At 38.1% G+C, this 26268-nt stretch carries 20 protein-coding genes, 3 tRNA genes and 3 rRNA genes; 5 read left to right on the forward strand and 21 right to left on the reverse strand.

The window, feature by feature from the left end; all coding sequences use genetic code 11:
• The 16 genes from rrf to ychF form a co-directional block, all read right to left on the reverse strand.
• Positions 1–116, reverse strand: a 5S ribosomal RNA gene (gene rrf, locus ADG03_RS10765).
• A 79-nt stretch (positions 117–195) separates the two neighbouring features.
• A 23S ribosomal RNA gene (locus ADG03_RS10770) occupies positions 196–3095 on the reverse strand.
• A gap of 123 nt (positions 3096–3218) precedes the next feature.
• Positions 3219–3291 (reverse strand) — tRNA-Ala (locus ADG03_RS10775).
• 53 nt (positions 3292–3344) lie between these two features.
• Positions 3345–4892, reverse strand: a 16S ribosomal RNA gene (locus tag ADG03_RS10780).
• The 16S, 23S and 5S rRNA genes sit together here with 1 tRNA gene alongside, the layout of an rRNA operon.
• Before the next feature lie 243 nt (positions 4893–5135).
• Positions 5136–5615 (reverse strand): sigma-70 family RNA polymerase sigma factor, encoded by a 480-nt coding sequence (locus ADG03_RS10785; protein WP_049473250.1) that lies wholly within the window; start codon positions 5613–5615, stop codon positions 5136–5138.
• Between the two features lie 154 nt (positions 5616–5769).
• Positions 5770–5841 (reverse strand) — tRNA-Glu (locus tag ADG03_RS10790).
• Positions 5842–5932: 91 nt separating this feature from the next.
• Entirely contained in the window at positions 5933–7906 is a 1974-nt protein-coding gene (gene ftsH, locus ADG03_RS10795; RefSeq protein WP_049473251.1) for an ATP-dependent zinc metalloprotease FtsH, read from the reverse strand.
• Between the two features lie 10 nt (positions 7907–7916).
• Positions 7917–8459, reverse strand: a complete 543-nt coding sequence (hpt, locus tag ADG03_RS10800) for a hypoxanthine phosphoribosyltransferase (protein WP_003018402.1) — start codon at positions 8457–8459, stop codon at positions 7917–7919.
• A gap of 4 nt (positions 8460–8463) precedes the next feature.
• Positions 8464–9738, reverse strand: a complete 1275-nt coding sequence (tilS, locus tag ADG03_RS10805; protein WP_049473252.1) for a tRNA lysidine(34) synthetase TilS — start codon at positions 9736–9738, stop codon at positions 8464–8466.
• Positions 9738–11024 (reverse strand): serine hydrolase, encoded by a 1287-nt coding sequence (locus ADG03_RS10810; RefSeq protein ID WP_049473253.1) that lies wholly within the window; start codon positions 11022–11024, stop codon positions 9738–9740. Before ADG03_RS10810 ends, tilS begins: the two co-directional genes overlap by 1 nt.
• Positions 10996–11124, reverse strand: coding sequence for an SP_0009 family protein (locus ADG03_RS11955; protein ID WP_003009253.1), 129 nt, complete (start codon positions 11122–11124; stop codon positions 10996–10998). The genes ADG03_RS10810 and ADG03_RS11955 overlap by 29 nt, the downstream gene beginning before the upstream one ends.
• 3 nt (positions 11125–11127) lie before the next feature.
• A complete protein-coding gene (locus tag ADG03_RS10815) occupies positions 11128–11496 on the reverse strand; it encodes an FtsB family cell division protein (protein ID WP_003009251.1) in 369 nt (122 codons plus the stop codon).
• The gene (locus ADG03_RS10820) at positions 11489–11755 is read right to left on the reverse strand and encodes an RNA-binding S4 domain-containing protein (RefSeq protein WP_003002258.1); all 267 of its coding nucleotides are present in this window, start codon (positions 11753–11755) and stop codon (positions 11489–11491) included. The genes ADG03_RS10815 and ADG03_RS10820 overlap by 8 nt, the downstream gene beginning before the upstream one ends.
• Positions 11756–11823: 68 nt before the next feature.
• Positions 11824–15318 (reverse strand): transcription-repair coupling factor, encoded by a 3495-nt coding sequence (gene mfd, locus ADG03_RS10825; protein ID WP_049473254.1) that lies wholly within the window; start codon positions 15316–15318, stop codon positions 11824–11826.
• Positions 15319–15322: 4 nt separating this feature from the next.
• A complete protein-coding gene (gene pth, locus ADG03_RS10830; RefSeq protein WP_049473255.1) occupies positions 15323–15892 on the reverse strand; it encodes an aminoacyl-tRNA hydrolase in 570 nt (189 codons plus the stop codon).
• A 68-nt stretch (positions 15893–15960) separates the two neighbouring features.
• A complete protein-coding gene (ychF, locus tag ADG03_RS10835; RefSeq protein WP_003010773.1) occupies positions 15961–17076 on the reverse strand; it encodes a redox-regulated ATPase YchF in 1116 nt (371 codons plus the stop codon).
• Positions 17077–17253: 177 nt separating this feature from the next.
• Between ychF and ADG03_RS10840 the strand changes: the two genes are divergently transcribed.
• The gene (locus tag ADG03_RS10840; RefSeq protein ID WP_049473256.1) at positions 17254–17751 is read left to right on the forward strand and encodes a DUF1307 domain-containing protein; all 498 of its coding nucleotides are present in this window, start codon (positions 17254–17256) and stop codon (positions 17749–17751) included.
• A 35-nt stretch (positions 17752–17786) separates the two neighbouring features.
• On the opposite strand, the gene ADG03_RS10845 is transcribed toward ADG03_RS10840, so the two are convergent.
• From ADG03_RS10845 to htrA, 5 genes are all read right to left on the reverse strand, one after another.
• Entirely contained in the window at positions 17787–17978 is a 192-nt protein-coding gene (locus ADG03_RS10845; protein WP_003002008.1) for a DUF951 domain-containing protein, read from the reverse strand.
• A gap of 12 nt (positions 17979–17990) precedes the next feature.
• Positions 17991–19127 carry a DNA polymerase III subunit beta gene (dnaN, locus tag ADG03_RS10850; protein ID WP_021154169.1) on the reverse strand — a complete coding sequence of 379 codons (1137 nt, stop codon included), beginning with the start codon at positions 19125–19127 and terminating at the stop codon, positions 17991–17993.
• 159 nt (positions 19128–19286) lie between these two features.
• Complete coding sequence (dnaA, locus tag ADG03_RS10855; protein ID WP_031574821.1) at positions 19287–20645, reverse strand: chromosomal replication initiator protein DnaA; 1359 nt, start codon at positions 20643–20645, stop codon at positions 19287–19289.
• A gap of 266 nt (positions 20646–20911) precedes the next feature.
• On the reverse strand, positions 20912–21673 hold the full coding sequence (locus ADG03_RS10860) for a ParB/RepB/Spo0J family partition protein (RefSeq protein ID WP_049473257.1): 762 nt from the start codon (positions 21671–21673) through the stop codon (positions 20912–20914).
• A 71-nt stretch (positions 21674–21744) separates the two neighbouring features.
• Positions 21745–22926, reverse strand: coding sequence for a serine protease HtrA (gene htrA, locus ADG03_RS10865; protein WP_049473258.1), 1182 nt, complete (start codon positions 22924–22926; stop codon positions 21745–21747).
• A 204-nt stretch (positions 22927–23130) separates the two neighbouring features.
• Between htrA and rlmH the strand changes: the two genes are divergently transcribed.
• The 4 genes from rlmH (at position 23131) to ADG03_RS10885 (ending at position 26171) form a co-directional block, all read left to right on the forward strand.
• The gene (gene rlmH / locus ADG03_RS10870) at positions 23131–23610 is read left to right on the forward strand and encodes a 23S rRNA (pseudouridine(1915)-N(3))-methyltransferase RlmH (RefSeq protein WP_003009233.1); all 480 of its coding nucleotides are present in this window, start codon (positions 23131–23133) and stop codon (positions 23608–23610) included.
• Positions 23611–23652: 42 nt separating this feature from the next.
• Positions 23653–23726 (forward strand) — tRNA-Arg (locus ADG03_RS10875).
• Between the two features lie 349 nt (positions 23727–24075).
• Positions 24076–25416 carry a sensor histidine kinase gene (locus tag ADG03_RS10880; protein WP_049473259.1) on the forward strand — a complete coding sequence of 447 codons (1341 nt, stop codon included), beginning with the start codon at positions 24076–24078 and terminating at the stop codon, positions 25414–25416.
• Complete coding sequence (locus ADG03_RS10885; RefSeq protein ID WP_003009229.1) at positions 25413–26171, forward strand: response regulator transcription factor; 759 nt, start codon at positions 25413–25415, stop codon at positions 26169–26171. Before ADG03_RS10880 ends, ADG03_RS10885 begins: the two co-directional genes overlap by 4 nt.
• Positions 26172–26268 lie beyond the last annotated feature (97 nt).

Below are 26268 nucleotides of genomic sequence, written 5' to 3' on the forward strand. Positions count from 1 at the left end.
GCTAAGCGACTACCTTATCTCACAGGGGGCAACCCCCAACTACTTCCGGCGTTCTAGGGCTTAACTGCTGTGTTCGGCATGGGTACAGGTGTATCTCCTAGGCTATCGTCACTTAACTCTGAATGATTAAACATTCAAAATTGAACATCTATATTCTAACAAGTTAACCTTTCGTTGTCAATATCTTCTGACTCTTTGGATAAGTCCTCGAGCTATTAGTATTAGTCCGCTCCATTGCTCACACAACTTCCACTCCTAACCTATCTACCTGATCTTCTCTCAGGGCTCTTACTGATATAAAATCATGGGAAATCTCATCTTGAGGTGGGTTTCACACTTAGATGCTTTCAGCGTTTATCCCTTCCCTACATAGCTACCCAGCGATGCCTCTGGCGAGACAACTGGTACACCAGCGGTAAGTCCACTCTGGTCCTCTCGTACTAGGAGCAGATCCTCTCAAATTTCCTACGCCCGCGACGGATAGGGACCGAACTGTCTCACGACGTTCTGAACCCAGCTCGCGTGCCGCTTTAATGGGCGAACAGCCCAACCCTTGGGACCGACTACAGCCCCAGGATGCGACGAGCCGACATCGAGGTGCCAAACCTCCCCGTCGATGTGAACTCTTGGGGGAGATAAGCCTGTTATCCCCAGGGTAGCTTTTATCCGTTGAGCGATGGCCCTTCCATACGGAACCACCGGATCACTAAGCCCGACTTTCGTCCCTGCTCGAGTTGTAGCTCTCGCAGTCAAGCTCCCTTATACCTTTACACTCTGCGAATGATTTCCAACCATTCTGAGGGAACCTTTGGGCGCCTCCGTTACCTTTTAGGAGGCGACCGCCCCAGTCAAACTGCCCGTCAGACACTGTCTCCGTAGATGATGAACCTACCGGGTTAGAGTGGCCATAACACAAGGGTAGTATCCCAACAACGCCTCCATCGAAACTGGCGTCCCGATCTCAATGGCTCCTACCTATCCTGTACATGTGGCACAGACACTCAATATCAAACTGCAGTAAAGCTCCATGGGGTCTTTCCGTCCTGTCGCGGGTAACCTGCATCTTCACAGGTACTAAAATTTCACCGAGTCTCTCGTTGAGACAGTGCCCAAATCATTACGCCTTTCGTGCGGGTCGGAACTTACCCGACAAGGAATTTCGCTACCTTAGGACCGTTATAGTTACGGCCGCCGTTTACTGGGGCTTCAATTCATACCTTCGCTTACGCTAAGCACTCCTCTTAACCTTCCAGCACCGGGCAGGCGTCACCCCCTATACATCATCTTACGATTTAGCAGAGAGCTGTGTTTTTGATAAACAGTTGCTTGGGCCTATTCACTGCGGCTGACTAAAAGCCAGCACCCCTTCTCCCGAAGTTACGGGGTCATTTTGCCGAGTTCCTTAACGAGAGTTCTCTCGCTCACCTGAGGCTACTCGCCTCGACTACCTGTGTCGGTTTGCGGTACGGGTAGAGTATGATTAACGCTAGAAGCTTTTCTTGGCAGTGTGACGTCACTAACTTCGCTACTAAACTTCGCTCCCCATCACAGCTCAATGTTACAGAATTAAGCATTTAACTCAATTCACACCTCACTGCTTAGACGTGCACTTCCAGTCGCACGCTTTAGTTAGCCTACTGCGTCCCTCCTTCACTACATACTCTAGTACAGGAATATCAACCTGTTGTCCATCGGATACACCTTTCGGTCTCTCCTTAGGTCCCGACTAACCCAGGGCGGACGAGCCTTCCCCTGGAAACCTTAGTCTTACGGTGGACAGGATTCTCACCTGTCTTTCGCTACTCATACCGGCATTCTCACTTCTATGCGTTCCAGCGCTCCTCACGGTACACCTTCTCCACACATAGAACGCTCTCCTACCATACCTATAAAGGTATCCACAGCTTCGGTAAATTGTTTTAGCCCCGGTACATTTTCGGCGCAGGGTCACTCGACTAGTGAGCTATTACGCACTCTTTGAATGAATAGCTGCTTCTAAGCTAACATCCTAGTTGTCTGTGCAACCCCACATCCTTTTCCACTTAACAATTATTTTGGGACCTTAGCTGGTGGTCTGGGCTGTTTCCCTTTCGACTACGGATCTTAGCACTCGCAGTCTGACTGCCGACCATAATTCATTGGCATTCGGAGTTTATCTGAGATTGGTAATCCGGGATGGACCCCTCACCCAAACAGTGCTCTACCTCCAAGAATCTTAATGTCGACGCTAGCCCTAAAGCTATTTCGGAGAGAACCAGCTATCTCCAAGTTCGTTTGGAATTTCTCCGCTACCCACAAGTCATCCAAGCACTTTTCAACGTGCCCTGGTTCGGTCCTCCAGTGAGTTTTACCTCACCTTCAACCTGCTCATGGGTAGGTCACATGGTTTCGGGTCTACGACATAATACTAACTCGCCCTATTCAGACTCGGTTTCCCTACGGCTCCGTCTCTTCAACTTAACCTCGCATCATATCGTAACTCGCCGGTTCATTCTACAAAAGGCACGCTCTCACCCATTAACGGGCTCGAACTTGTTGTAGGCACACGGTTTCAGGTTCTATTTCACTCCCCTCCCGGGGTGCTTTTCACCTTTCCCTCACGGTACTGGTTCACTATCGGTCACTAGAGAGTATTTAGGGTTGGGAGATGGTCCTCCCAGATTCCGACGGGATTTCTCGTGTCCCGCCGTACTCAGGATACTGCTAGGTATAAAGACTATTTCGAATACGAGGCTCTTACTCTCTTTGGCTGACCTTCCCATGTCATTCTTCTATAATCTTTAAGTCCACATTGCAGTCCTACAACCCCGAAGAGTAAACTCTTCGGTTTGCCCTCCTGCCGTTTCGCTCGCCGCTACTCAGGCAATCGCTTTTGCTTTCTCTTCCTGCAGCTACTTAGATGTTTCAGTTCACTGCGTCTTCCTCTACCTATCCTTAACAGATAGGAGTACTAGCCATTAGCTAGTGGGTTCCCCCATTCGGACATCTCTGGATCGTCGCTCACTTACAGCTCCCCAAAGCATTTCGTCGTTTGTCACGTCCTTCTTCGGCTTCTAGTGCCAAGGCATCCACCGTGCGCCCTTATTAACTTAACCTTATTTTTGGTCTTGCGACCTAAACTCTTTAAATATTTACAGCGTTTCGGTTTATTTTCTTGTTACTATTTGATATAGATATTCAATTTTCAATGTTCAATCTTAACACCCTTACAGTGTTAATGGAGCCTAGCGGGATCGAACCGCTGACCTCCTGCGTGCAAAGCAGGCGCTCTCCCAGCTGAGCTAAGGCCCCACAAGACCTCTCAAAACTAAACAAGACCAACGTACAGGTTTCCATTTCCTTAGAAAGGAGGTGATCCAGCCGCACCTTCCGATACGGCTACCTTGTTACGACTTCACCCCAATCATCTATCCCACCTTAGGCGGCTGGCTCCAAATGGTTACCTCACCGACTTCGGGTGTTACAAACTCTCGTGGTGTGACGGGCGGTGTGTACAAGGCCCGGGAACGTATTCACCGCGGCGTGCTGATCCGCGATTACTAGCGATTCCGACTTCATGTAGGCGAGTTGCAGCCTACAATCCGAACTGAGACTGGCTTTAAGAGATTAGCTTGCCGTCACCGACTCGCGACTCGTTGTACCAGCCATTGTAGCACGTGTGTAGCCCAGGTCATAAGGGGCATGATGATTTGACGTCATCCCCACCTTCCTCCGGTTTATTACCGGCAGTCTCGCTAGAGTGCCCAACTGAATGATGGCAACTAACAATAGGGGTTGCGCTCGTTGCGGGACTTAACCCAACATCTCACGACACGAGCTGACGACAACCATGCACCACCTGTCACCTCTGTCCCGAAGGAAAACTCTATCTCTAGAGCGGTCAGAGGGATGTCAAGACCTGGTAAGGTTCTTCGCGTTGCTTCGAATTAAACCACATGCTCCACCGCTTGTGCGGGCCCCCGTCAATTCCTTTGAGTTTCAACCTTGCGGTCGTACTCCCCAGGCGGAGTGCTTAATGCGTTAGCTGCGGCACTGAGTCCCGGAAAGGACCCAACACCTAGCACTCATCGTTTACGGCGTGGACTACCAGGGTATCTAATCCTGTTTGCTCCCCACGCTTTCGAGCCTCAGCGTCAGTTACAGACCAGAGAGCCGCTTTCGCCACCGGTGTTCCTCCATATATCTACGCATTTCACCGCTACACATGGAATTCCACTCTCCCCTTCTGCACTCAAGTTAAACAGTTTCCAAAGCGTACTATGGTTAAGCCACAGCCTTTAACTTCAGACTTATCTAACCGCCTGCGCTCGCTTTACGCCCAATAAATCCGGATAACGCTCGGGACCTACGTATTACCGCGGCTGCTGGCACGTAGTTAGCCGTCCCTTTCTGGTAAGTTACCGTCACAGTGTGAACTTTCCACTCTCACACTCGTTCTTCTCTTACAACAGAGCTTTACGATCCGAAAACCTTCTTCACTCACGCGGCGTTGCTCGGTCAGGGTTGCCCCCATTGCCGAAGATTCCCTACTGCTGCCTCCCGTAGGAGTCTGGGCCGTGTCTCAGTCCCAGTGTGGCCGATCACCCTCTCAGGTCGGCTATGTATCGTCGCCTTGGTGAGCCGTTACCTCACCAACTAGCTAATACAACGCAGGTCCATCTCTTAGTGATGCAATTGCACCTTTCAAATCAATATCATGTGATATCGACTTTTATGCGGTATTAGCTATCGTTTCCAATAGTTATCCCCCGCTAAGAGGCAGGTTACCTACGCGTTACTCACCCGTTCGCAACTCATCCGCTCGGTGCAAGCACCAAGCTTCAGCGTTCTACTTGCATGTATTAGGCACGCCGCCAGCGTTCATCCTGAGCCAGGATCAAACTCTCATTAAAATAATTGTTTGTCTTAAACTCATTCTGTCACTGACAGATTTATTGTTTTTTTATTGTTCAGTTACTATAACCTTAGTTACAGCGCCCTGCACATTGGTTCGTCTTGTTCAGTTTTCAAAGGTCTTTGTCGCTCTCGCGCGACAACTATATTAGTATATCATGACCTTACCTTACTGTCAATACTTTTTTCCAAAAAATTTTATTTTTTTGAAAGTTCATTTATACACTGTCAACTTTCAGTTCTTAAATTGTATTTTTAAAATCCTTCAGATAGTTCTCTAATTTCTTTTTCATTTTTGTTTTTCCTAGACATCTTCTGTTTGCTAGTAATGCTTCATATTGTTCTTTTTCTTTTACGGTTAATTTTTCTTTAAAACGTTTTAATGCATCTCTAAGAACAACCAGCTCATCTAAATATATTTTTCTTGATGAAATTCTGTGACTAATTTCTCCAATTTCAATATATGGAAGTCTATTTATTTTTCTCTTATCACTTTCCTGTTGTCTTATTTTATCTTTAATATGATTTCTAAATTTTGTTTTAAAATATGTATAAAGTAATTCTTCATTTGTTTCAATTTCAGGATTTTTTTGATAAAGTTCAAAGAGTGTTAGCTGTCCTTCTTGTTCCCAATCATCCTTTTCCCATAATTGAATATAATATTCTTTTTCACATTTTCTTACGATATATTTTACTTTTTGATACATTTTATTAAATTCCATAAGCTCTCCTTTACTTTTATCTGTATTTTATAAAAATAAAGAAGCCCATTGGACTTTTTTTCTATTCTGCACGTTTTTTTAACTATTTGGTTATTATTTTTAATTATTTTGTCCAAATACACAAAAAAACTGCCACTTGGTGACAGTTCATCGATAGTCCGTACGGGATTCGAACCCGTGTTACCGCCGTGAAAAGGCGGTGTCTTAACCCCTTGACCAACGGACCATTTTTACAACATATTCTATTATACAGAATATTTTTACTCTGTCAACACTTTTTTAATAAAAAAAGAAGGAAATATTTTCCTTCTTTTGAATTAGTTATTTTCTTCTAATTTTGACTTAATCTCATCATATGATAGAGGTTTTGCTTCTTCTTCTAATTCATGCTCTGAATTTTCAGGCATTTTTCCTGTTTCATATAATGATTTAATTTGAACACTATCCAAGGTTTCATATTTTAATAGAGCTTCCGCAATTAGTTTATGCGTTTCTCTATTTCCTTGAATAATTTCTGCCGCTTTATTACGGGCTTCATTCAACAGACTACGAACTTCTTCATCAATTTCGTATGCTGTTCGTTCTGAAATCATTTTTTGTGGGCTTTGAGCACCAAACATTGCATGATTTCCTTCATATTGGACCGGTCCAAGTTTTTCACTCATACCATATTCTGTCACCATTGCACGCGCCATTTGGGTAGCTTGTTCAAAGTCATTTGAAGCACCCGTTGTTTGCGAATTGAAAATAATTTCTTCGGCAACACGTCCTCCCATGAGCCCAGCTAATTGTTCTTTCATATCTTCTTTAGAAAGTAACATTTGATCTTCTTTAGGAAGGGCAATCATGTAACCGCCTGCACGACCACGTGGAACAATCGTAACTTTATGAACTACACGAGCATTTGATAAGACCAGACCAACGATTGTATGACCAGCTTCGTGATAAGCAACCATTTCACGTTCTTTTTGTGAAATTGTCCGATCTTTCTTAGATGGACCTGCAATAACACGATCTTCTGCTTCATCGATATCAGCAGCATCAATTACTTTTTTATTTCGACGAGCTGCAACCAAGGCTGCTTCGTTCAAAACATTTTCGAGATCAGCACCGACAAATCCTGGTGTTTGTTGAGCAACCAATTTCAAGTCCACATCTTGAGCAAGTGGCTTATTCTTAGCATGAACACGAAGAATTGCCTCACGACCTTTCACATCTGGACGTCCAACTAATACTTTACGGTCAAAACGGCCAGGACGAAGAAGGGCAGGGTCAAGGACATCCGAACGGTTAGTTGCTGCGATAACAATGATTCCTTCGTTGCCTTCAAAACCATCCATCTCAATCAAGAGCTGGTTAAGGGTTTGTTCACGTTCATCATTTCCACCACCAAGACCTACACCACGTTGGCGCCCAACAGCATCAATTTCATCGATAAAGATAATGGCTGGAGCTGCTTTTTTAGCATCTTCAAAAAGTGAACGAACCCGGCTAGCACCGACTCCGACAAACATTTCAACGAAGTCAGAACCAGAGATACTGAAGAATGGCACTCCAGCTTCACCAGCTACTGCTTTTGCTAAAAGGGTTTTACCAGTTCCGGGAGGGCCTTCAAGAAGCACACCTGCTGGGATTCTTGCACCCAATTTAGTAAAGCGTTTTGGATCTTTTAAAAATTCAACAACTTCAACAAGTTCTTGTTTTTCTTCTTCAGCTCCTGCTACATCTGAAAAACGAACTTTAATATCTTCTTTATTAGCAGCGCGGGCTTTATTACGACCAAAGTTCATGGCACCTCTGGCACCTCCGCCACCGCCTTGGTTCATCATTGAGAAGAAGAAGAACATGACGATAACAAATGGAACAATTGAAGTGAGAATTGTTATCCACATGCCACTTGAGCTCTCACGCTTGATGGTGATTTCTGCTTTGTGGTCAGCTGCTAATTTTTGTAATTCATTGACGGTGATATCAGATGGAAGGATGACACTAGTAAAGCGAGATACTTTTTGAACACTTGGGGTAAAAAATTGAATTCCTGTATCTTCTTTTGATTCTTTTGCTTTATTATAGGTACCTGCAATTTCAATCACACTACCATTTGGTTGGTAACTGATCGTTTTTACATTATCATTTTTAATTTCTTTGACCAATTCTGTGTAGTTGATTTGCTGACTTTGACCAACCCCATTACCCGCAAAAAAGTACTGGAATCCTGTCACAGCCGCTACAATAATCAACAAATACAGAAATGGATTTCGGACAAAACCGTTATTTTTTCTGTTATTCATCTAGTCTCCTCTATTTTGAGTACACTTCCTCTTTTAATACACCAACATAGGGTAGGTTACGATAATTTTCATCATAGTCTAAACCATATCCTACAACAAACTCATTTGGAATCGTAAAGCAGGTGTAATCTGCTTCAATCTCAACCAAACGGCCTTCAGGTTTATCCAGTAAGGTAGCAATCTTTACAGATGCTGCATTTCTTTCTTCAAAGAGTTCTTTTAGACTCTTGAGAGTTTTACCTGTATCGATAATATCTTCTACAAATAAAATATCTCTACCAGTAATATCTTGGTCGATATCCTTGATAATATTAATAATACCTGAGCTTGCCGTACCACCATGATAACTTGAAACCAGCATAAAATCCAATTCAATATGTGTATCCACGTGGTTGATCAACTCTGCCATAAATGGAACAGAGCCTTTCAAAATTCCAACAAAAATTGGATTTTTTCCTTGGTACTCTTTTGTTAGGGTTTCACCCAATTTCTTTGCTGCTTCTACAATTTCATCATGTGAAACCAATACTTTTTTTATATCTTTTTCTAACATGTTTTTACCTATCTATTTTTTGAATATAAAGACTATCTTTCATTATACCACTTTTTGAGGGCTTACTCAAATCACTCGTTACCAATCCCACTACAGAAAGAATATTATGATTCTGTTCTATAATGAGAGCTTTTTGCCGAAGCGAAATTGGAATTTTATGGTTGATAAACCACCGTCTTAATTTTTGATGGTGGCCATTAACAAGCAGCTGATCTCCTTCCTTTCTCCCTCTAATTAAGATGGGAGTTTCGCGTGAAACAGAAAGAATTTCTACATTTTCCCCTACTAATGGTTGTCCAAAAGATAGTTTATAATTTGCAATTTCAAAGATATTCCCAAATTCTAACAAAAATGGGAGGGGTTGGTCATCCGACTTTTGACTGATTTTTTGTATTTCAAAGAAATCATATTCTTGATGTAGTTCATAATTCGACTTTAAATAATGAACGCAATTTCTTTTTTTTCGCAGTAAATTTAATAATTCTTGAAACTGTACCCTACCAAGTTGCAAATCTGGGAATTGTGCCAAATACTCTTCTAATAAGAATGATTGTACAGAATGAGAATACGTTCTAAAAGAAGCTAAATCTTGAATGCTTAACTCGCTAGTCAATTCTTTTAGTGCTTGGTGCCAATGATTCACTTCCTCTGCTAAATAGCGAAGACTTGCTTGCATTTGGGGATTTTCTTTTTCAAATTCAGGAAGGTATTGATGTCGTACACGATTTCGAAAATAGTCCTGTGAGTCATTGCTACTGTCTTCAAAGTGAGGGATTTCCATCAACTCATCTTTGGTAAAAGTTAACAAAGGACGGATTAACTCACCCTTGCCAAATGGTTGGCGTACAGGAATACCACTTAAATGGCGTAATTTTGTTCCTCGTATCAAGCGCATGAAAGTTGTTTCAGCTTGATCATTTGCATGATGACCTGTTACTAAAGCAGTGCAATCCTCTTTCTCCATAATCTGTTTAAAAAAATCATAACGAAAGGTACGAGCTTTTGCTTCCGTAAAATCACCCGAATAGTGAGCCACATGAATACGTGTCTCTCGCCTATTAGCTAGCGTTCGAAGTTCACTTTCTTCTAAATCTGATTCTGGCCTTTGTCCATGATTGACATGAGCGAGTACCAGATGGATTTTCAATCGTTCTTTATTCTTATATAAAAGTTCATACAGATTCATTGAATCCAATCCACCAGATAAGGCAACCAAAACACGGCGATGGGGAGTAAATAGATCTTGTTTTTCACAAAACTCTAAAAATCGCTTTTCCATTATTTCAATACCTCATAGATATCCTTTGAAATGTTGGAAATCGTATCATAATTCGAATGATCTGTAAAAATGGCTATTACATAGGGTGAATTTGTGTATACAATCGCAACATCATGTCTAAAATCATAGGCATCTCCAATTTTATGAGCAACTTTTACTGGAAGGTCACGCGCAATCCGTTGATCATCATATTTTGTAGAGGAGAGCGCATCAATAATAGAGCCATTTTGTTGATAGACAGCCTCCATGACATTGCCAGCCATTTCAGCGGATGCTTCTCTTTTTTCAACATCCCAATGTTTCTTTGCAATTTTATCCAAAGTTTTTTGGAAGTCTTGATCTGATTGATGAGTGACATAATAATTCAAGATATTATGTCCAACATTATCTGATTCTTTTGCAATTTTATCTACCAACTCTTGAACACTATATTCTTTTCCATCTGGTGTTTTTGAAAGGCTACCACTTCCTTCTGGTTCATAGCCACCTTTGAAATCATTGACTTCTGGAATATATTTGTAGGTTGTAGTTGGAGAAATGGCTTTTTTATTGAGCTGTTCTTGGACGTAGTACAAGTATGGTAATTTCGTTACACTGGCAGAATACATTTCTTTTTGCGGATTGATTCCAGCAGTATTTCCAGTCTCTAATTGTTTTACATAGATTCCATACGAAGGAGAATTGTATTTACTATTTAACAAGTCCTGGACTTTTTCCATTCGATTATCTTTTTCAGTAACGAATGCTTTGTTCACCCAGCCCTGACCTTCAATCTCCACAAACTCATCTCGTAAAGTCTTAGCTGTACGTAAGACTGTCACTTTTGTATAAGGAGAAAGAGGTGTATTTTTTTCTTTTGCACCATTTATTAAGGGTCGGTCATACACTTTAAAACCAGGTTTTAGCCACATGTCTTGTTTTTTTTCTTGTGTTTCTTGTACAACATCAGAAAAAATGACAGAAGAATCTGCTAATACATATCCTTTATCTGCTATTTTAAATACAGCTTTCCCTTCATCATTTACAAAGAGTTGTTCGATTGTAAACGGTGTGTTGGGAAGAATTTCTCCTTTTGCTTTTTTCAACTGAGGATCAGAAAAAACAGAAATTTTGCGATAAACATTCGGGTTCGCTGGAATTGAAGAAAAATAAAGTTCTGATGGATGAGCCATTGTCTGAGAAGACTCAGACTGCTCGACACTCGCTGCTTGAGACCCAATAAATAAAATTGGAACTAACAATAGGAGCAGAAATCGTTTAGACACCTGTATTCCTTTCCTTTTCATCCTTTTGAAGTTTGATCATTTGGTTTTTCTTTTTTAATTCCTCTAATTTTTCATCCGAAAATTCAAGGAATTGTTTAACTGTTTGTAAGATATTTTCCATCGGTTATTGTGGGAGTAAATCTGGGATGGTATAAACATATTCACCATCTTTTGAAAAAGAATACTTAGCGCGTGCATATTTTGTTGCATAATCATCGTCTTTTAATTTTTTAGCGATGTCTTGTTGGTATTCTTTTTGTTCACTTGTTTCTTTATACTCTTTTTCCAACTGTTTGTATTGTTCTTTTTTATCTTGTAGCGATTGATAGCTCTGGGCTAAGTTATAAGTTGGAAGAATAAACAGTAACATGACTAATATCAAGACGAGACCCAGAAAACGATTGCGTTTTTTTCTTTCTTCTTCTAAAAAACGTTTTCGCTGACTTTCGTCTTTGATATATTTATTGTTCATTTGAACGATATTTTTAGGCATCTTCTTCTATCCTTGTTTCACTAATTATTTCGTACATTTTGGATGCATCTTCTTTTTTTGTACTATCCAACATTTCCAAGACTTTAACCGTCAATACTTTATTTCCAAAACGAACTTCAATTTGATCATTCACTTTCAAATCCGTTGAACTTTTGGCTAATACTCCATTGACTTTGATTCGCCCTTTATCTGCAACTTCCTTTGCAACAGGACGACGCTTAATAATGCGAGAAACTTTTAAATATTTATCTAATCTCATACTGTCACCTCTAACATAGTATTGTATCATTTTTTATACATAAAATGCGAAAAATGAGCTAAGAACTGCTAGTCCTCTTCTTTTTCTTGTTTAATTTCCAATAAGGTTTTACCAAATTGCTTCAGAGCTTCCAAAATTTCAAAATCTTTCTTATTTCGAATATCGAAGATCACTTCAATCAATCCCTTTTCTTCTGCAATCTGTGCCTTTAACTGTGTCATGGACAGAGCTTTGAAATAATCCTGTGTTAAAAACAGTTGTTTGGCAATAGGTTCAAATTTCACTGTCAATTTTTGTTGTTTTCTCTCAACAAGACGGACAAAGACTTGATCCAAGTAAGCTTTCACTAAACCAATTTCAAGTAGGTAGGCCACAACATCTGGGTATTCTCCAAAACGATCGATCAATTCATCTTGCAAGTATTCATAGTCCGTTGCAGAATTCATTTCACGAATTTGTTTGTAAATTTCAATTTTTTGACGTTGATCTGAAATATATTCATTAGGTAAATACGCATCTATTTGAAGGTTCAACTCTGCATTGCTCTTTTGTCTACGATGCTCTTGGCCTTGTTTCTTAGCAATAGCTTCTTCTAACAATTGAGAATACATTTCAAAACCAACTGAATCGATGAAACCAGATTGAGAAGCTCCAAGGATATTCCCTGCTCCACGGATCGATAAATCTCGCATAGCAATTTTAAAGCCAGACCCCAACTCAGTAAAACCCTTAATAGCTTCTAAGCGTTTTTCAGACACTTCTGTAAGAGATTTGTCTGGACGATACATCAAATAAGCATAAGCAATTCGATTGCTTCGTCCCACACGACCTCTTAGTTGATAAAGCGTTGAAAGTCCCATATGATCCGCATTTTCAATAAAGAGTGTATTAGCATTTGGAATATCCACACCTGTCTCAATAATGGTTGTCGTCACTAAGACATCGTATTCGCCATTAATGAAATCCAACAGGGTATTTTCTAAGCGAACCTCACTCATCTGACCATGAACAAAGCCAATCGAAGCCTCTGGAATCAACTCTTTTAATTCAGACACCTTTTGTTCAATTGTATCTACCTTATTGTAAAGATAATAGGCCTGTCCTCCACGATCCATCTCCCGCAACACAGCATCTCGAATAATGGTTGGATTGGTCTCTAGTACAAAAGTTTGCACAGGATATCGATTGGTCGGAGGTGTTTCAATGACAGACAAATCTCGAATTCCTAGCATAGACATATGAAGAGTTCGAGGTATAGGAGTAGCTGTTAGGGTAAGCACATCCACCTTTTTTTTCAATTCTTTCAAGGTTTCTTTGTGCTTCACTCCAAAACGTTGTTCTTCATCAATCACGATTAAGCCTAAGTCTGAAAAAACAACATCTTTGGACAAGAGCCGGTGAGTTCCAATAATAATATCCACTCGTCCTTTTTTCAACTTTTCAAGCGTTTCTTTCTGCTCTGCCTTACTCTGGAAACGACTTAAAACAGCAACCTCTACTGCAAAAGATTCAAAACGCTCCTTAAAATTGGCATAATGTTGTTGGGCAAGAACAGTGGTGGGAACCAGCACTGCTACTTGTTTATGATCATTTACTGCCTTAAAGGCTGCTCGCATAGCGACCTCTGTTTTCCCAAAACCGACGTCTCCAACCAGCAATCGGTCCATCGGACGATTCGATTCCATATCTTTTTTGATTTCTTCAATGGAACGTAATTGGTCATCTGTTTCAATATATGGAAAATCTTGTTCAAAAGCCTCTTGGTTTTCATCATCTTGGGAATAGGCAAAGCCTTCTAATTGACTACGCTCCGCATAAAGTTTTATCAAATCATCCGCAATGTCCTCTACCTGGGTCTGAACCTTTTGCTTCGTTTTTTGGAAACGCCCATCATTTAACTTGTTAATTTTTGGCGTTTTTCCATCACTTGCAACGTATTTGGACAACATCTGAATCTGATCGACAGGAATCGAGATGCGATCTCCATTTTGATATTGAATTGAAACATAATCACGATGGACACCCGAAATTTCAATCGTTTCAATTCCCAAATATTGACCAATACCATGAACTTGGTGAACAACATAGTCCCCTTTTTCCAGTTCATTATAATTTTTTAGGCGTTCAGCATTGGAAATATTTTGCCTGCGAATCTTTCGTTTGATCTTTTTCTGATAAATCTCTGATTCTGTAATGTAGACAATTTTTTCATCAACAAATTGGAAACCGTGAGCTAGTCCTCCAACAACTAATTGACTAGCTTGAGGGATGATCGTATCCCCATCAATATAATCTAATCGAATTCCATATTCTTCTAAATTTTTATGGAGCTGTTGAAGATTGTGATGAGAAGTTGCTTGGACAATAACAGTATAGTTTGATTTTCGATACCGTTCAATTTCCTCTTTTAATAAATCAAATTGTCCAAAAAACTCCTGCATGGGATATTGATTGAATTGATACAAATGATCAAACTTCAAATTTCCCAATCCTTTTTGAAAGTTTGAAAAATAAGTTGCAGGCGTATATTTTCGTAATGTTGTACTGGTGTCTGCAAAATACACTTGGCGAGAAGAAGCTCTATTTTTATGTAAATCTTCCGTCAAGAGATTAGCTGTATCTAGTTCAAATCTCGCTATTTGATCTGCTATTTTTTGATAATCATCCAGAAAGACAGGAGTGTGTTTAGGGAGATAATCGAATAAGGTATATTGCTTTTTGTAAAAGAAACTAATAAATTTCCTAAGATCCGGATGGAGTTTCCTTTGAGAAATATCTCCCAGAATTTCTGCTAGATAAGATTTAAATTCTTCATTTGCACTCTGTTCTTGCAATTGTTCGATTTGCTGCTGACCACGGATGAAATCTTCCTCTTGCAACAATAGATCACTCACTGCCTTCAGTTGAACGTCTTCAACATTTTCAACAGAACGCTGACTTTCTGGGTCAAAGATTCGGATTCCATCAATCTCATCTCCGAAAAATTCAATCCGATAGGGTTGGAGTTGGTCGATCTCAAAGATATCTAAAATATCTCCTCGTAGACTAAACTCTCCCTGTTGCAAAACTTGGCTCACCTTTTGGTAGCCAATCTTCTGTAATGTTTCACTCAGAGTAGTTAAGTCTATTTCTTGACCAACCTTCAATTGAAAAATGCTAGATGCAAAAACTTTAGGAGAAGGTAATAGTAGTTTTATACCACTCACATTGGTCACAAGGATGCCTTGACGATCTTCTTGGCATAAAAAGTTCAAAGCCTCTAATCGTGCAAATTGCCTTTCTTGTGAAGCAAAAACAAATTCTGCTAAAGGGTTATCATCTCCCAAAAATGTATGGACTTTCTCTTCTCCAAGTAAAGCAATAAAATCACTAGCCAATCGTTCTGCTTCGTTATAACTGGAAGTAATGAGGACTGCTTTTTCAATAAAATCAAAGGCTGAAGCCATTACAATAGCCTTTGTGGTCGCAGACAATCCTAAGATCAATTCCCTATTATTTTTTTGCAAACCTTGTTGCCAGGATAGAAAGTTGGAGTTTTGACTCACTAAATCAATTACATTCATCTACTTACCCGTTGTATTTCTGCATGCTTCTTTCAAAATTTTCTTCTACCAAGTAATCGTTAACCGCTTCTTCTACTCGATCAATTGTTTGTAGAATAGTGATGTAATCGTCTTTATCAAATTTTCCTAAGACATGATGAACAACTGACATGCCCTGCTTAGGTCTTCCAATTCCAATCTTAATTCGATAAAAAGTCTGAGTTCCAATATGATTAATAATCGATTTGATTCCGTTATGACCTCCAGCTGATCCTTTAGCTCGAAGACGAATCTTACCAACTTCCATATCTAAATCATCGTAAATAACCAAAAGATCTTCAATATCCAGACCATAATAAGTCAGAAGGGCATGGACTGCTTTTCCACTCTCATTCATGAAAGTGGTCGGCTTTACAAAATAGACCTTTTCGCCATTCAAAAATGTTGAGGTGATATCAGCTTGAAAAATCTTATCATGGGAGAAAGTAAGATTTAAAGACTTTGCCATTTGATCAACTAACATAAAGCCTACATTGTGTTTGGTTTCAAAATACTTATCACCTGGATTTCCCAATCCAACAATTAATTTCGTCATCTCTTTCCTTTCAAAACACTAAAAGGGTTGGAAATATTTTTTCCAACCTTTACATTTTTTAAACTCTCTTATACATTAAAACGGAATTCCATGATGTCCCCGTCTTGGACAACATATTCTTTTCCTTCTTCGCGCAAGCGTCCTGCTTCTTTTACAGCCTTTTCAGAACCGTATTTGACCAAATCATCATAGGACATGGTCACGGCACGAATAAATCCTTTTTCAAAATCAGAGTGGATGATTCCAGCTGCTTGAGGGGCTTTCATGCCACGTTTGAAGGTCCAAGCACGCACTTCTTTTTCACCAGCTGTGAAATAAGTGCCAAGTCCCAACAAGTGATAAGCTGCACGCGTAAGTTTATCAACTCCAGACTCTGTTAGGCCAATCGCCTCTAAAAATTCTTGTTTATCTGCATCATCTAGCTCAGAAATTTCTTCCTCAGCACGCGCAGAGATCACCACGACTTCCGCGTTCTCTGTTGCCGCAAAGTCACGAATTTGCTTCACATACTCGATAGAATCTGGATCTGCAACAACATCTTCATCCACATTGGCTACATAAAGAACTGGTTTGGTAGTCAAAAGGAAAAGTCCCTTCACCACTTTTTGTTCTTCCTCAGTGAATTCAATGGTCCGAGCTGATTTACCATCTTCAAGAACTGGTTTGATTTTTTGTAGAACATTAAATTCCGCAACAGAATCCTTATCTTTTTGTGTACGAGCGATTTTTTCTACACGCGCATAGCGTTTATTGACAGACTCTAAGTCGGCTAAAATTAATTCTAAATTGATGGTATCAATATCTGCTAGTGGATCAACAAAGGCATCTTCACGACCTTGCTCCCGCATGACATTTTCATCATCAAAAGCACGCACTACATGGACAATGGCATCTACTTCACGGATGTTGGCCAAGAATTTATTACCAAGTCCTTCCCCTTTAGAAGCTCCTTTCACAATCCCAGCAATATCTGTAAATTCAAAAGTAGTCGGAACTGTCTTCTTAGGAGTAATCATTTCCGTCAATTTTTGGAGGCGTTCATCTGGAACTTCTACCATCCCGACGTTTGGATCAATGGTCGCAAAGGGATAGTTTGCGGCCTCTGCTCCTGCTTTTGTAATTGCGTTAAATAGGGTTGATTTACCAACGTTTGGTAAGCCAACGATACCTGCTGTTAATGCCATTTTTCTTTTTCTCCGTTCAAATTTCAATCTCTTTTATTATAACATAATTCAAAAGACAAGTGATGAAAAATGAAATATTTCATCACCTTTGAAACTAGATTTTTTCATCAAACTGTAACGTTCTAAAAAGATAAAAATGGTATACTATATTTAACAATGAACAAAGGAGTTTTTCAGATGAAAAAACAAACATGGAAATCTATTTTTCTTTCTTTAATCGCTATCTTTACTCTCATTCTTCTTGGAGCTTGTGGACAACAATCTGTTCAAAAATCCTATCTTCAGGCAATCAACCAAGAAAAGAAAACAGATGTTCGTATTACACTAGAACATAAAGGTGATAAAGCGATCAGTAACCAAACCACCACTACTATTTATTACAAAGAGGCGGGAGTTACGAAAGATCAATTAAAGGAAATGATCGATAAATATGATGAAGAATACAAAGATGTCAAAGGATTCACACATTCTGCTGAATATAAAGATGATTATATGGTTGAAAAAACAACACTAAATTATGAAAAGGCAGACTTAGATCAGCTAATTGAAAAGAAATTAGTAACGACACAAAAAGATAAAAAAGTCGACTATATCAGCTTCAAATCAACTTTTGATATGATGAAACAGGGTGGTTTCAAAGAAGTTAAAAATGGAAAATTTGAAGAATTAAAATAATCGAAAAGGTTCGGTCACATAAGTGACTGAACCTTTTATAGTACTTTCTTCATTTTCTGTTCAAAATCATGGCGACTCATCATGACCACATGATCACAATTGCTACACTTGATTTTTATGTCTGCACCAAGTCGCGTAATTTCCCAACGATTTGCCTTCTTACCTGTTTCTTTAATCACACAAGCGTGGGGCTTTTTCATTTCAACAAAATCACCTAACGTATACATGATTCACCTTTGTTAATTTGTGCGAACTGGCGTAATCAATTGAATGAACCCTTGTTCATTTCCTTCTGGAACCAATGTAAACGGTCTAACAGAAGAAATAAAACGAATAACAACTTGTTCACTGTCAATAGCTTTGAGCGCTTCAATCAAATAAGTTGGATTAAAGCTAATAGACAAATCCTCTCCTGAAACGGCGCTCGTATCGATCTCTTCATTTACTCGTCCAACTTCTGGTGAATGAACGTGGGAAGAAACCACTCCATTTTTGAACTCTAATTTAACCGTTCCGTTTTGAGTCGCATTTGAAAGAAGACGAGCACGCTCCATTGCAAATCGAAGGTTAGCCACATTGAAGGTTGCCTCTGTATTGAATTCTGTTGGAATGAGACGGTCTGTATCAGGATAATTTCCTTCTAGCAAACGGGTATAAAAACTAATGTGTTCACTTCTAAAGAGAATTTGATTGTTAGCAAAGAAAACCTCAACTGTTTCAATATCATCAGAAAAAACAGAGGTGAATTCACGAAGAGAGCGACTTGGGATGACAACATCAAAGTTGTCTCCATTTTTCTCCAGTGTAATCACTTTTTGACTCATACGGTGAGAGTCTGTTGCTACTGTTTTTAGCTCTTTATTATCCGATAAAACAAAGTGAACACCTGTCAAAATTGGACGACTTTCTTGTACACTTGCTGCAAATGCTGTTTCATTAATTAATTGTTTTAATAATTTTGTTTCCAAAACTAATGGATTACTTGCAGCAATTTCTTGAATACGTGGATATTGATCTGCATCTTTTCCTTTAAGTGTAATTTCTGATTTTCCACTTGTTAAAAGAACCTGTTTTTGTTCAATCTCTTTAAAATCTAAAGTAACATCTGGTAAACTTGAAACCACATTAATAAAGAAAGTTGCTTCCAATAAAATAGAGCCTGGAGAGGTCACTAATAAACCAGCATTTTCATCTTTGATAGAAATAAAGTTTTCAATTGAAATTTGGCCATTCGATCCAGATAAGGCAACTCCTTCTGGAGTGACATCAATTTTAATCGTGGAAAGGATTGGGATAGCATTTTTTGAACTGATCGCTCTTTTGGTAGTATTTAATGCTTGTAAAAATAAAGTTTTGTTAATAGAAAAATTTATCATGGTCATTCCTTTTATTTATTTTATGATTAGTAAGATAATAGTAATAGTAGATTGTGTGGAAGTTGTGGAAAACTCTCAGAATCCTATCTATGACTTAAAAAGTTACTTGTTTAAAAATTGTGCATAACCCTTAGAAGTTTAGAGGAAGTTATCCACAGATTAATTTAACTTTTTCTTGATACTTTGAATTTCGAGTCGTAGATTATCATCTGTGTCGACCATACTTTTAATTTTTTCATAAGCATGAATGACAGTCGTGTGGTCTTTTCCACCGAATTCTTTTCCGATTCGAGGAAGTGAGTTGTCCGTCATCTCTCTTGAAAGATACATGGCCACTTGTCGTGCTAGGACAATATTCTGAACTCTTCGAGAACCTTTGATTTCTTTTACACTGACTCCATAAAAGGCTCCAACTGCTTCCTGAATTTTTTCAATGGGGATGACAAGCGTCTTGCTATTATCGTTTTTACGAGCTCGAATAGCTTCAGCTGCAACATCGATCGTAATTTCTTTTAGTTTTTTCACCTTCGCCATTAAAGAAATATCATTTAAGGCACCTTCTAAGTCTCGGACATTTGAATCAAACTGACCAGCTAGATATTCTAGTGTGTCATTAGGAAAAATATAATCTAGATCTTCAATTTTATTTCGTAAGATGGCAATCCGAGTTTCAAAATCAGGTGGTGTTATATTTTGCGTTAGTCCCCATTTGAAACGAGTAACCAGCCGCTCTTCAAGACTATCTAAATGATCCGGACTTCGATCGCTTGTTAGAACAATCTGTTTGTTGTCGCTATGGAGAGCATTAAAGGTATTAAAGAATTCCTCTTGAGTCGTGACTTTTTTCCCACCAAGTGACTGGATATCATCGATCAGTAAGAGATCAAGACTTCGATAGGTATTCTTGAACGTCTTCATCTCTCCTAATCGAAGGTGTTCTAAAAATTCATTAATAAAGGTTTCTGCCGGGACATACTTAACCCGTGCATTTGGAATATTTTCTAGGATTTGATTTCCAATTGCGTTCAATAGGTGAGTCTTTCCAAGCCCTGGTCCACCATAGATAAAGAGAGGGTTGTAAGTTGTTGCAAGATTTTCAGAAACTGCAAGCGCTGCTGCTTTCGCCCAAATATTTCCATCCCCTTGCACAAAATTATCAAAGGTGTACTTTGATTTCAAACCTGTATCAATTTTAGGTAACGGTTCGGTTGTTAAGCTACCTGAAGATAATCTCCTATTCTCACCGCTATGACTACTAGGAATTTCTTCGGTATCTTCAAAAACGAAATGGAACTTCAAATCTGTATTGTAGACTTCAAAGCTGGCTGTGATCAAAGCATTTTTTAGATTTGTTTCCCAAAATAATTCTTTATAATTTCCATCAAGATAAATAGTAGCCGTTTCTCCATCGATTTTGACTAATTTTGAATCGGCGACAAAAAAATCATAGGCACTATCTTTTAGTTGTAATTGGGCTAATTCTAAAAAACGAGACCAAAATTGCTCTTCTTGTGACACTATCAGACTTCCCTCCTTTTCTTGAATTGTATCAAATCATACGTACTCCTATTCTACCACAAACAAAAATAGTTTTCCACAGGCTAAATTTCATGAAATTAAATTTAGTTTTAAACTTTTCCACAAGTTGTGGATTTAAATTCACATTGTTTTTAAAAGTTATCCACAAAGTGGGGATAACTAGAGCATATCCTTATTTTTCTGCTATTTACAAAAGATTTTTATGGTGGAAAAGCTTGTCAATACAAAAAATAAAAATAACAGCCTTATTTGAGGCTGTTGATAATTCGTTGGTATTCATCAAGACTGGAAAAAGAAATTTGGATAGTTCCTTTATTTTGAGAAGAGGAGTGTATCGTCACATCTGTTCCTAATATTTTTTTCAATCGTTGTTCCTCTTCTAGTAGGAAGCTCTCTTTTGCTTTTTTATTTTTCTGTTTTCTTTTTGAACTGATCTTGTTTTCTAATGTTCGAACATTTAAATGATCCTGTTTGATTCGCTCCAACCAAAAGCGCTGCTCTTCTTCATCAAGAGGAACAAGAACACGCGCGTGAGCCGAAGAAATATCATTTTGAATGACTGCTTCTTTAACAGAGGGAGCTAGATGTAACAAGCGAAGCATATTGCTGATATAGGGTCTAGATTTCCCCATAAATTGAGCGATTTGGTCGTGCTTATAGCCATGATCAACGAGCTTCTGGTAGGAGATAGCTTCTTCAATTGGATTGAGATCTTCTCGTTGAAGATTTTCAATAATGGCTTGTCGCATCATTTCTTGATCCGTTAACTCTTTAATAATCGCAGGAACAAGATCTAATCCAGCAATTTTTGAAGCTCTAAAACGTCTTTCACCTGCAAGCAATTCAAAACCAATTATTGGAGATTTTCTGACAATAATGGGTTGAATTAAGCCATTTTCTTTGATTGACTGAGCCAGTTCTTCTAATTTTTCTTGATCAAATACTTTTCTTGGTTGGAAAGGATTGGTTCGAATGTCCTTTACCGCTATTTTTTCTAATTTTTCCATCTTATGAATAGAATAACACACCTTTACAAATTCGTAAAGGTGTGTTTACAAGTATGTCAAGAGGATAAGAATTACTCACTAAGATCCTCAGTTGATTTTGTTAACTTGATAGAAGTTGTTTGTTGTTTTCCATCACGATAGAATGTGACCTTGATCGTATCATTGATTTGGTGAGAATAGAGGGCAGATTGTAAATCTGCAGTTGACTCGATATCTGTATCGTCGATCTTTGTGATCACATCGTAGCGTTGCAATTTATCTGAAGCAGGCATATTTTCAAGTGTTGAACGAACCAGTACTCCTCCAGAGATTTTTTCAGGTAGTTTTAATTGGCTTAAATCAGAAGTTGAAAGGTTGGATAAATCCATCATTTGGATTCCAAGAGCTGGTCGAACTACTTTTCCTTTTTCTTCTAGTTGCTTGATAATATTGACAACATCATTTGCAGGAATTGCAAATCCCATTCCTTCTACTGAAGTTTGTCCGTTATTTGAAATTTTACTTGAGGTAATCCCGATGACTTGTCCTTGAATATTGATTAATGGACCTCCAGAGTTTCCTGGGTTGATGGCTGCGTCTGTTTGTAGAGCGCGTGTAGAGATATTTTGTCCATTATCGGCTTTCAATTTCACATTGCGACCTTGGCTGGAAATAATCCCTTGGGTAACAGAATTAGCATAATCTGTTCCAAGAGGGCTGCCAATTGCAATTGCAGTCTCACCGACCGTTAATTGGTTTGAATCTCCGAATTCAGCTACTGCCTTTGCTTTATCCGCACTAATTCGAACTACTGCAATATCAGAATAGACATCTGACCCAACTACTTCTCCAGGGACTTTATTACCATCTGCTAAAAGAATATCTACTTTTTTAGCACCATTGATCACATGGGTGTTGGTAACAAGGTAGGCATATTTTCCTTCTTTTTTATAAATGACCCCAGAACCTTCACTAGAAATTTGTGAGTCAGAGTTTTCTTCTTTTTCAAATAACCCTTGATTCGAAGAATCAGAATAAGTAATCACAGAGACTACAGCATTTTTCACCTTGTCTACGGCCTCACTAGTTGAGGTTGTATTTTTATAAGCTGTTTTAACAGTGGTTGAGTGGACTTGCTTACTTTCAGTATTTGAAGTAGAAGAATGAGAGGTTTGTAAGGTTAAAAAGGTTCCAAGAATCCCGCCTAGAAAACCTACAACAAAAACGAGGGCTACGTTTCCAATTTTTTTCAGTAAATTAGATGAAGATTTCATTTTTTCCTCCTAAGGATATCAAATTGTCTAGAGTATAAAAAAAATTTCTTAATTATATCTTAAATAACTAAAGTTATCCACAAATTGTGGATAACTTGTAGAATTTAGTTGAGAAATGGCTTTAAAAAGGACTTTTTAGAATAGATTTCCTTTCTATAGCTGTGGATTATTTGTGGAATTGAAGAATTATGCTACAATAGGGGAATGAAAATTAAATTGATAACCGTTGGAAAATTAAAAGAAAAATACTTAAAAGATGGGATCGCGGAGTATATTAAAAGGCTTGGTCGATTTGCAAAAGTAGAACAGGTTGAGTTAGTTGATGAAAAAACTCCAGATCGTGCCAGTCAACTCGAAAATCAACAAATCCTTGAAAAAGAGGGGGAACGAATTCTCTCTAAGATTTCAGATAAGGAATATGTGATTGTATTAGCCATCGAAGGAAAACAATTTCCTTCAGAGAAATTTAGTCAAACGATTGACCAGATTATGACATCTGGTTATTCAAACCTTACTTTTGTTATTGGAGGCAGTCTTGGTCTGTCTCCTGAAGTGAAAAAAAGAGGAAATCTATTAATGAGCTTTGGTCAATTAACTCTTCCTCATCAGTTGATGAAATTAGTGTTGGTGGAACAAATCTATCGTGCTTTCATGATTCAACAGGGGAGTCCTTACCATAAATAACCTTGACGCTCCTTCCTTTTTCTGCTAAAATGAAGTAAGTTCGGTCTCATAGCTCAGCTGGATAGAGCATTCGCCTTCTAAGCGAACGGTCGCAGGTTCGAATCCTGCTGGGATCAAATGAAAGATGCAGCTTTTGCTGCATCTTTTCTTTTATGTAAAAATGTATAAATTTTCATTATCTATTAATTTTTGTATACTTCACTATAGACAAATAGTAATGAAATGATTTATTAGGAATATTTAAAAAAAGAACTAACAATCCCTATATAGTGCAAAGTGTAGATTATATAAATTGTGTAAAATAGTTTTCATTCATGTAACAAAAACATTAAAAACATTACAATTTTACCTATTCCCTTTAATTTTAGGCTATTTTATATTATAATTTTTTGTATATAAAATTTTATTTTTTTATAATAATACTAGAGTATAATAAAATAGAAAAAACAAAGTGGGAGAGTTTGTGTGATTCAGTCATTAATCTTGTCTTTTCTCTTGGGAGGGATCATTGTTCTGACGTTTGCATTAGTGGACGAAAAAATCTATCAGGAACATCAATTTGCATTTATCTTTCTGCTGAGCACCTTTGTTCTTCTTTTTGAAAGTCTCTTAGTATTTTTAGATGTGACTTTATTTTCAAATATTCGACTCTCTGATTTAAATATGCTCTTATGGCCGGTTTATTTATATCCTTATTATCATTATGCCAATCGGACGAATCGCTTGTGCGCCATTTTTTATTCTTTTTTTACTTATTTAGCGGTTGAAGGAACAGCAACTTTTCTGACGATAATTGTCTCTTCAGTATTGGGGGATGCTGTTGTAGCAGCTTACTCGATTGTCTACAATATGTGTATTCGTTTGCTTTCTTTAGGAATCATTTTGAAGTTAATTGACCTATTTGAATTTGATTTCACTCCTTTTTATGAGAAAGAATTTGAAAAATATTTAAAGAGACTCATCTGTGTCTATTTTGCTATATTTGTAGTGATTAATTTTGCTTTATGGATTAGTGAACAAGCGCAATATAAAAATTTTGGGAGTATGTTGGCGACGATTTGTTTTTTCTCTTTTGTAGTCAGCTTATTCCATATGAAAATCGAGCGAGATCAGTATCGTAAAAATTTAGAACTGGAGTATAAAGAATTTTCTGAGCAACAAATGAGTCGGTATATGGCTGAAATTCAAAGTCTCTATTCTATTGTCAGGGGATTTCGTCATGATTTGGGAAATTTAGTTATTTCTATGTCGTTAGCCATTGAGGAAGAAAATATTCCAGAAATACAGAGAATCCATAGAGAAGTATTGGAAAAAGGTTATAAAGAGATCAATACAGAAGCATTATCAGGATTCAACTTGGTCAATATCAAAGATTCTGCTTTACGAAGTATTTTGATTCGAGGCTGGTTGGATGCAAGAGATGCTGGGGTAGAAATGACCTTTGAAACGAGTGAACCAATCGAGCAACTACCAGTTGATTTATTAGATATCGTGAGAATCGTTGGGATTCTAGTGACAAACGCTTTGGAAGCTTCAAAAGAAGCAGAAGAAAAGAAAGTTCATATTGCTATTTTCTCTATTTCAAAAATTGTTTACTTAGTGATTCATAATACAACAAATGAAATCACTTTTGATATTAGAAAAATATATGAAGAAGGCTATTCAACAAAAGGAGAAAATAGAGGACTAGGATTAAATAATGTGAGAAAAATCTTAGCAAATTATGGAACGATGTTTTTAGAAACGGAATTGCAAGGAAATCGTTTTTTACAAGTTTTGAAGATTGGAGGATACGAACAAGAATGAAGATTTTTTTATTAGAAGATGAGCTCTCTCAACAGATACGGGTAGAAAAACATATTGCAGAAATTGCTAAGGAATTAGAAATTAAACTTGAAGTGATTTCTACCGGTAAAATTTCGGAATTTGAAAATTATATCCAGCATTCGGATATCCACCAATTATATTTTCTAGATATTCATATCCAAGACAATGAGTATTGTGGGCTGGAAATTGCTCAAAAAATACGAGAAGCAAATCCTTATGCCATTATTGTTTTTATTACTACAAAATCAGAATTCGCTTCGATTACCTATCGTTATAAAGTATCTGCCTTAGATTTTATTGATAAAAATTTGAATGAAGATTTATTTAGATTAAAAATTAAGGAGTGTATTGAGTACCTAACGACTATTCAAATTGGAAATGATGATTTGACAGATTATTTTGAGTATGACTTTAAGGATAAAAAGATAAAAATTCCATTTAAGGATATTCTTTATATTGAAACTGTTGGTTCGGCTTATAAATTAAACTTAGTTGGGAAAAATTTTCAAAAAGAAATTGCGGGAAGTTTATCAGATGTCTTGGAGAAAGATGTGGAGGAGAGATATTTCAGTCCCCATCAATCTTTTATCGTGAATAGAAGTATGATCATTGGAATGGATAAGAAAAAGAAACAGCTACTGTTGAAAGAAGGCTATTCTTGTCCAATCTCAAGAAGCAATATCAAACGTGCCAAAAAATTAATTGAAGAGCAAAATTTAGAATTTAGTGCTTGACAATTAGTTAAATTTTGATATAATGGGATATGTTCTGTTAATGAATATATGGTCCGTTGGTCAAGGGGTTAAGACACCGCCTTTTCACGGCGGTAAC

The sequence above is a fragment of the Streptococcus parasanguinis genome (assembly GCF_001069785.1).
GTDB classification, from domain to species: domain Bacteria; phylum Bacillota; class Bacilli; order Lactobacillales; family Streptococcaceae; genus Streptococcus; species Streptococcus parasanguinis_T.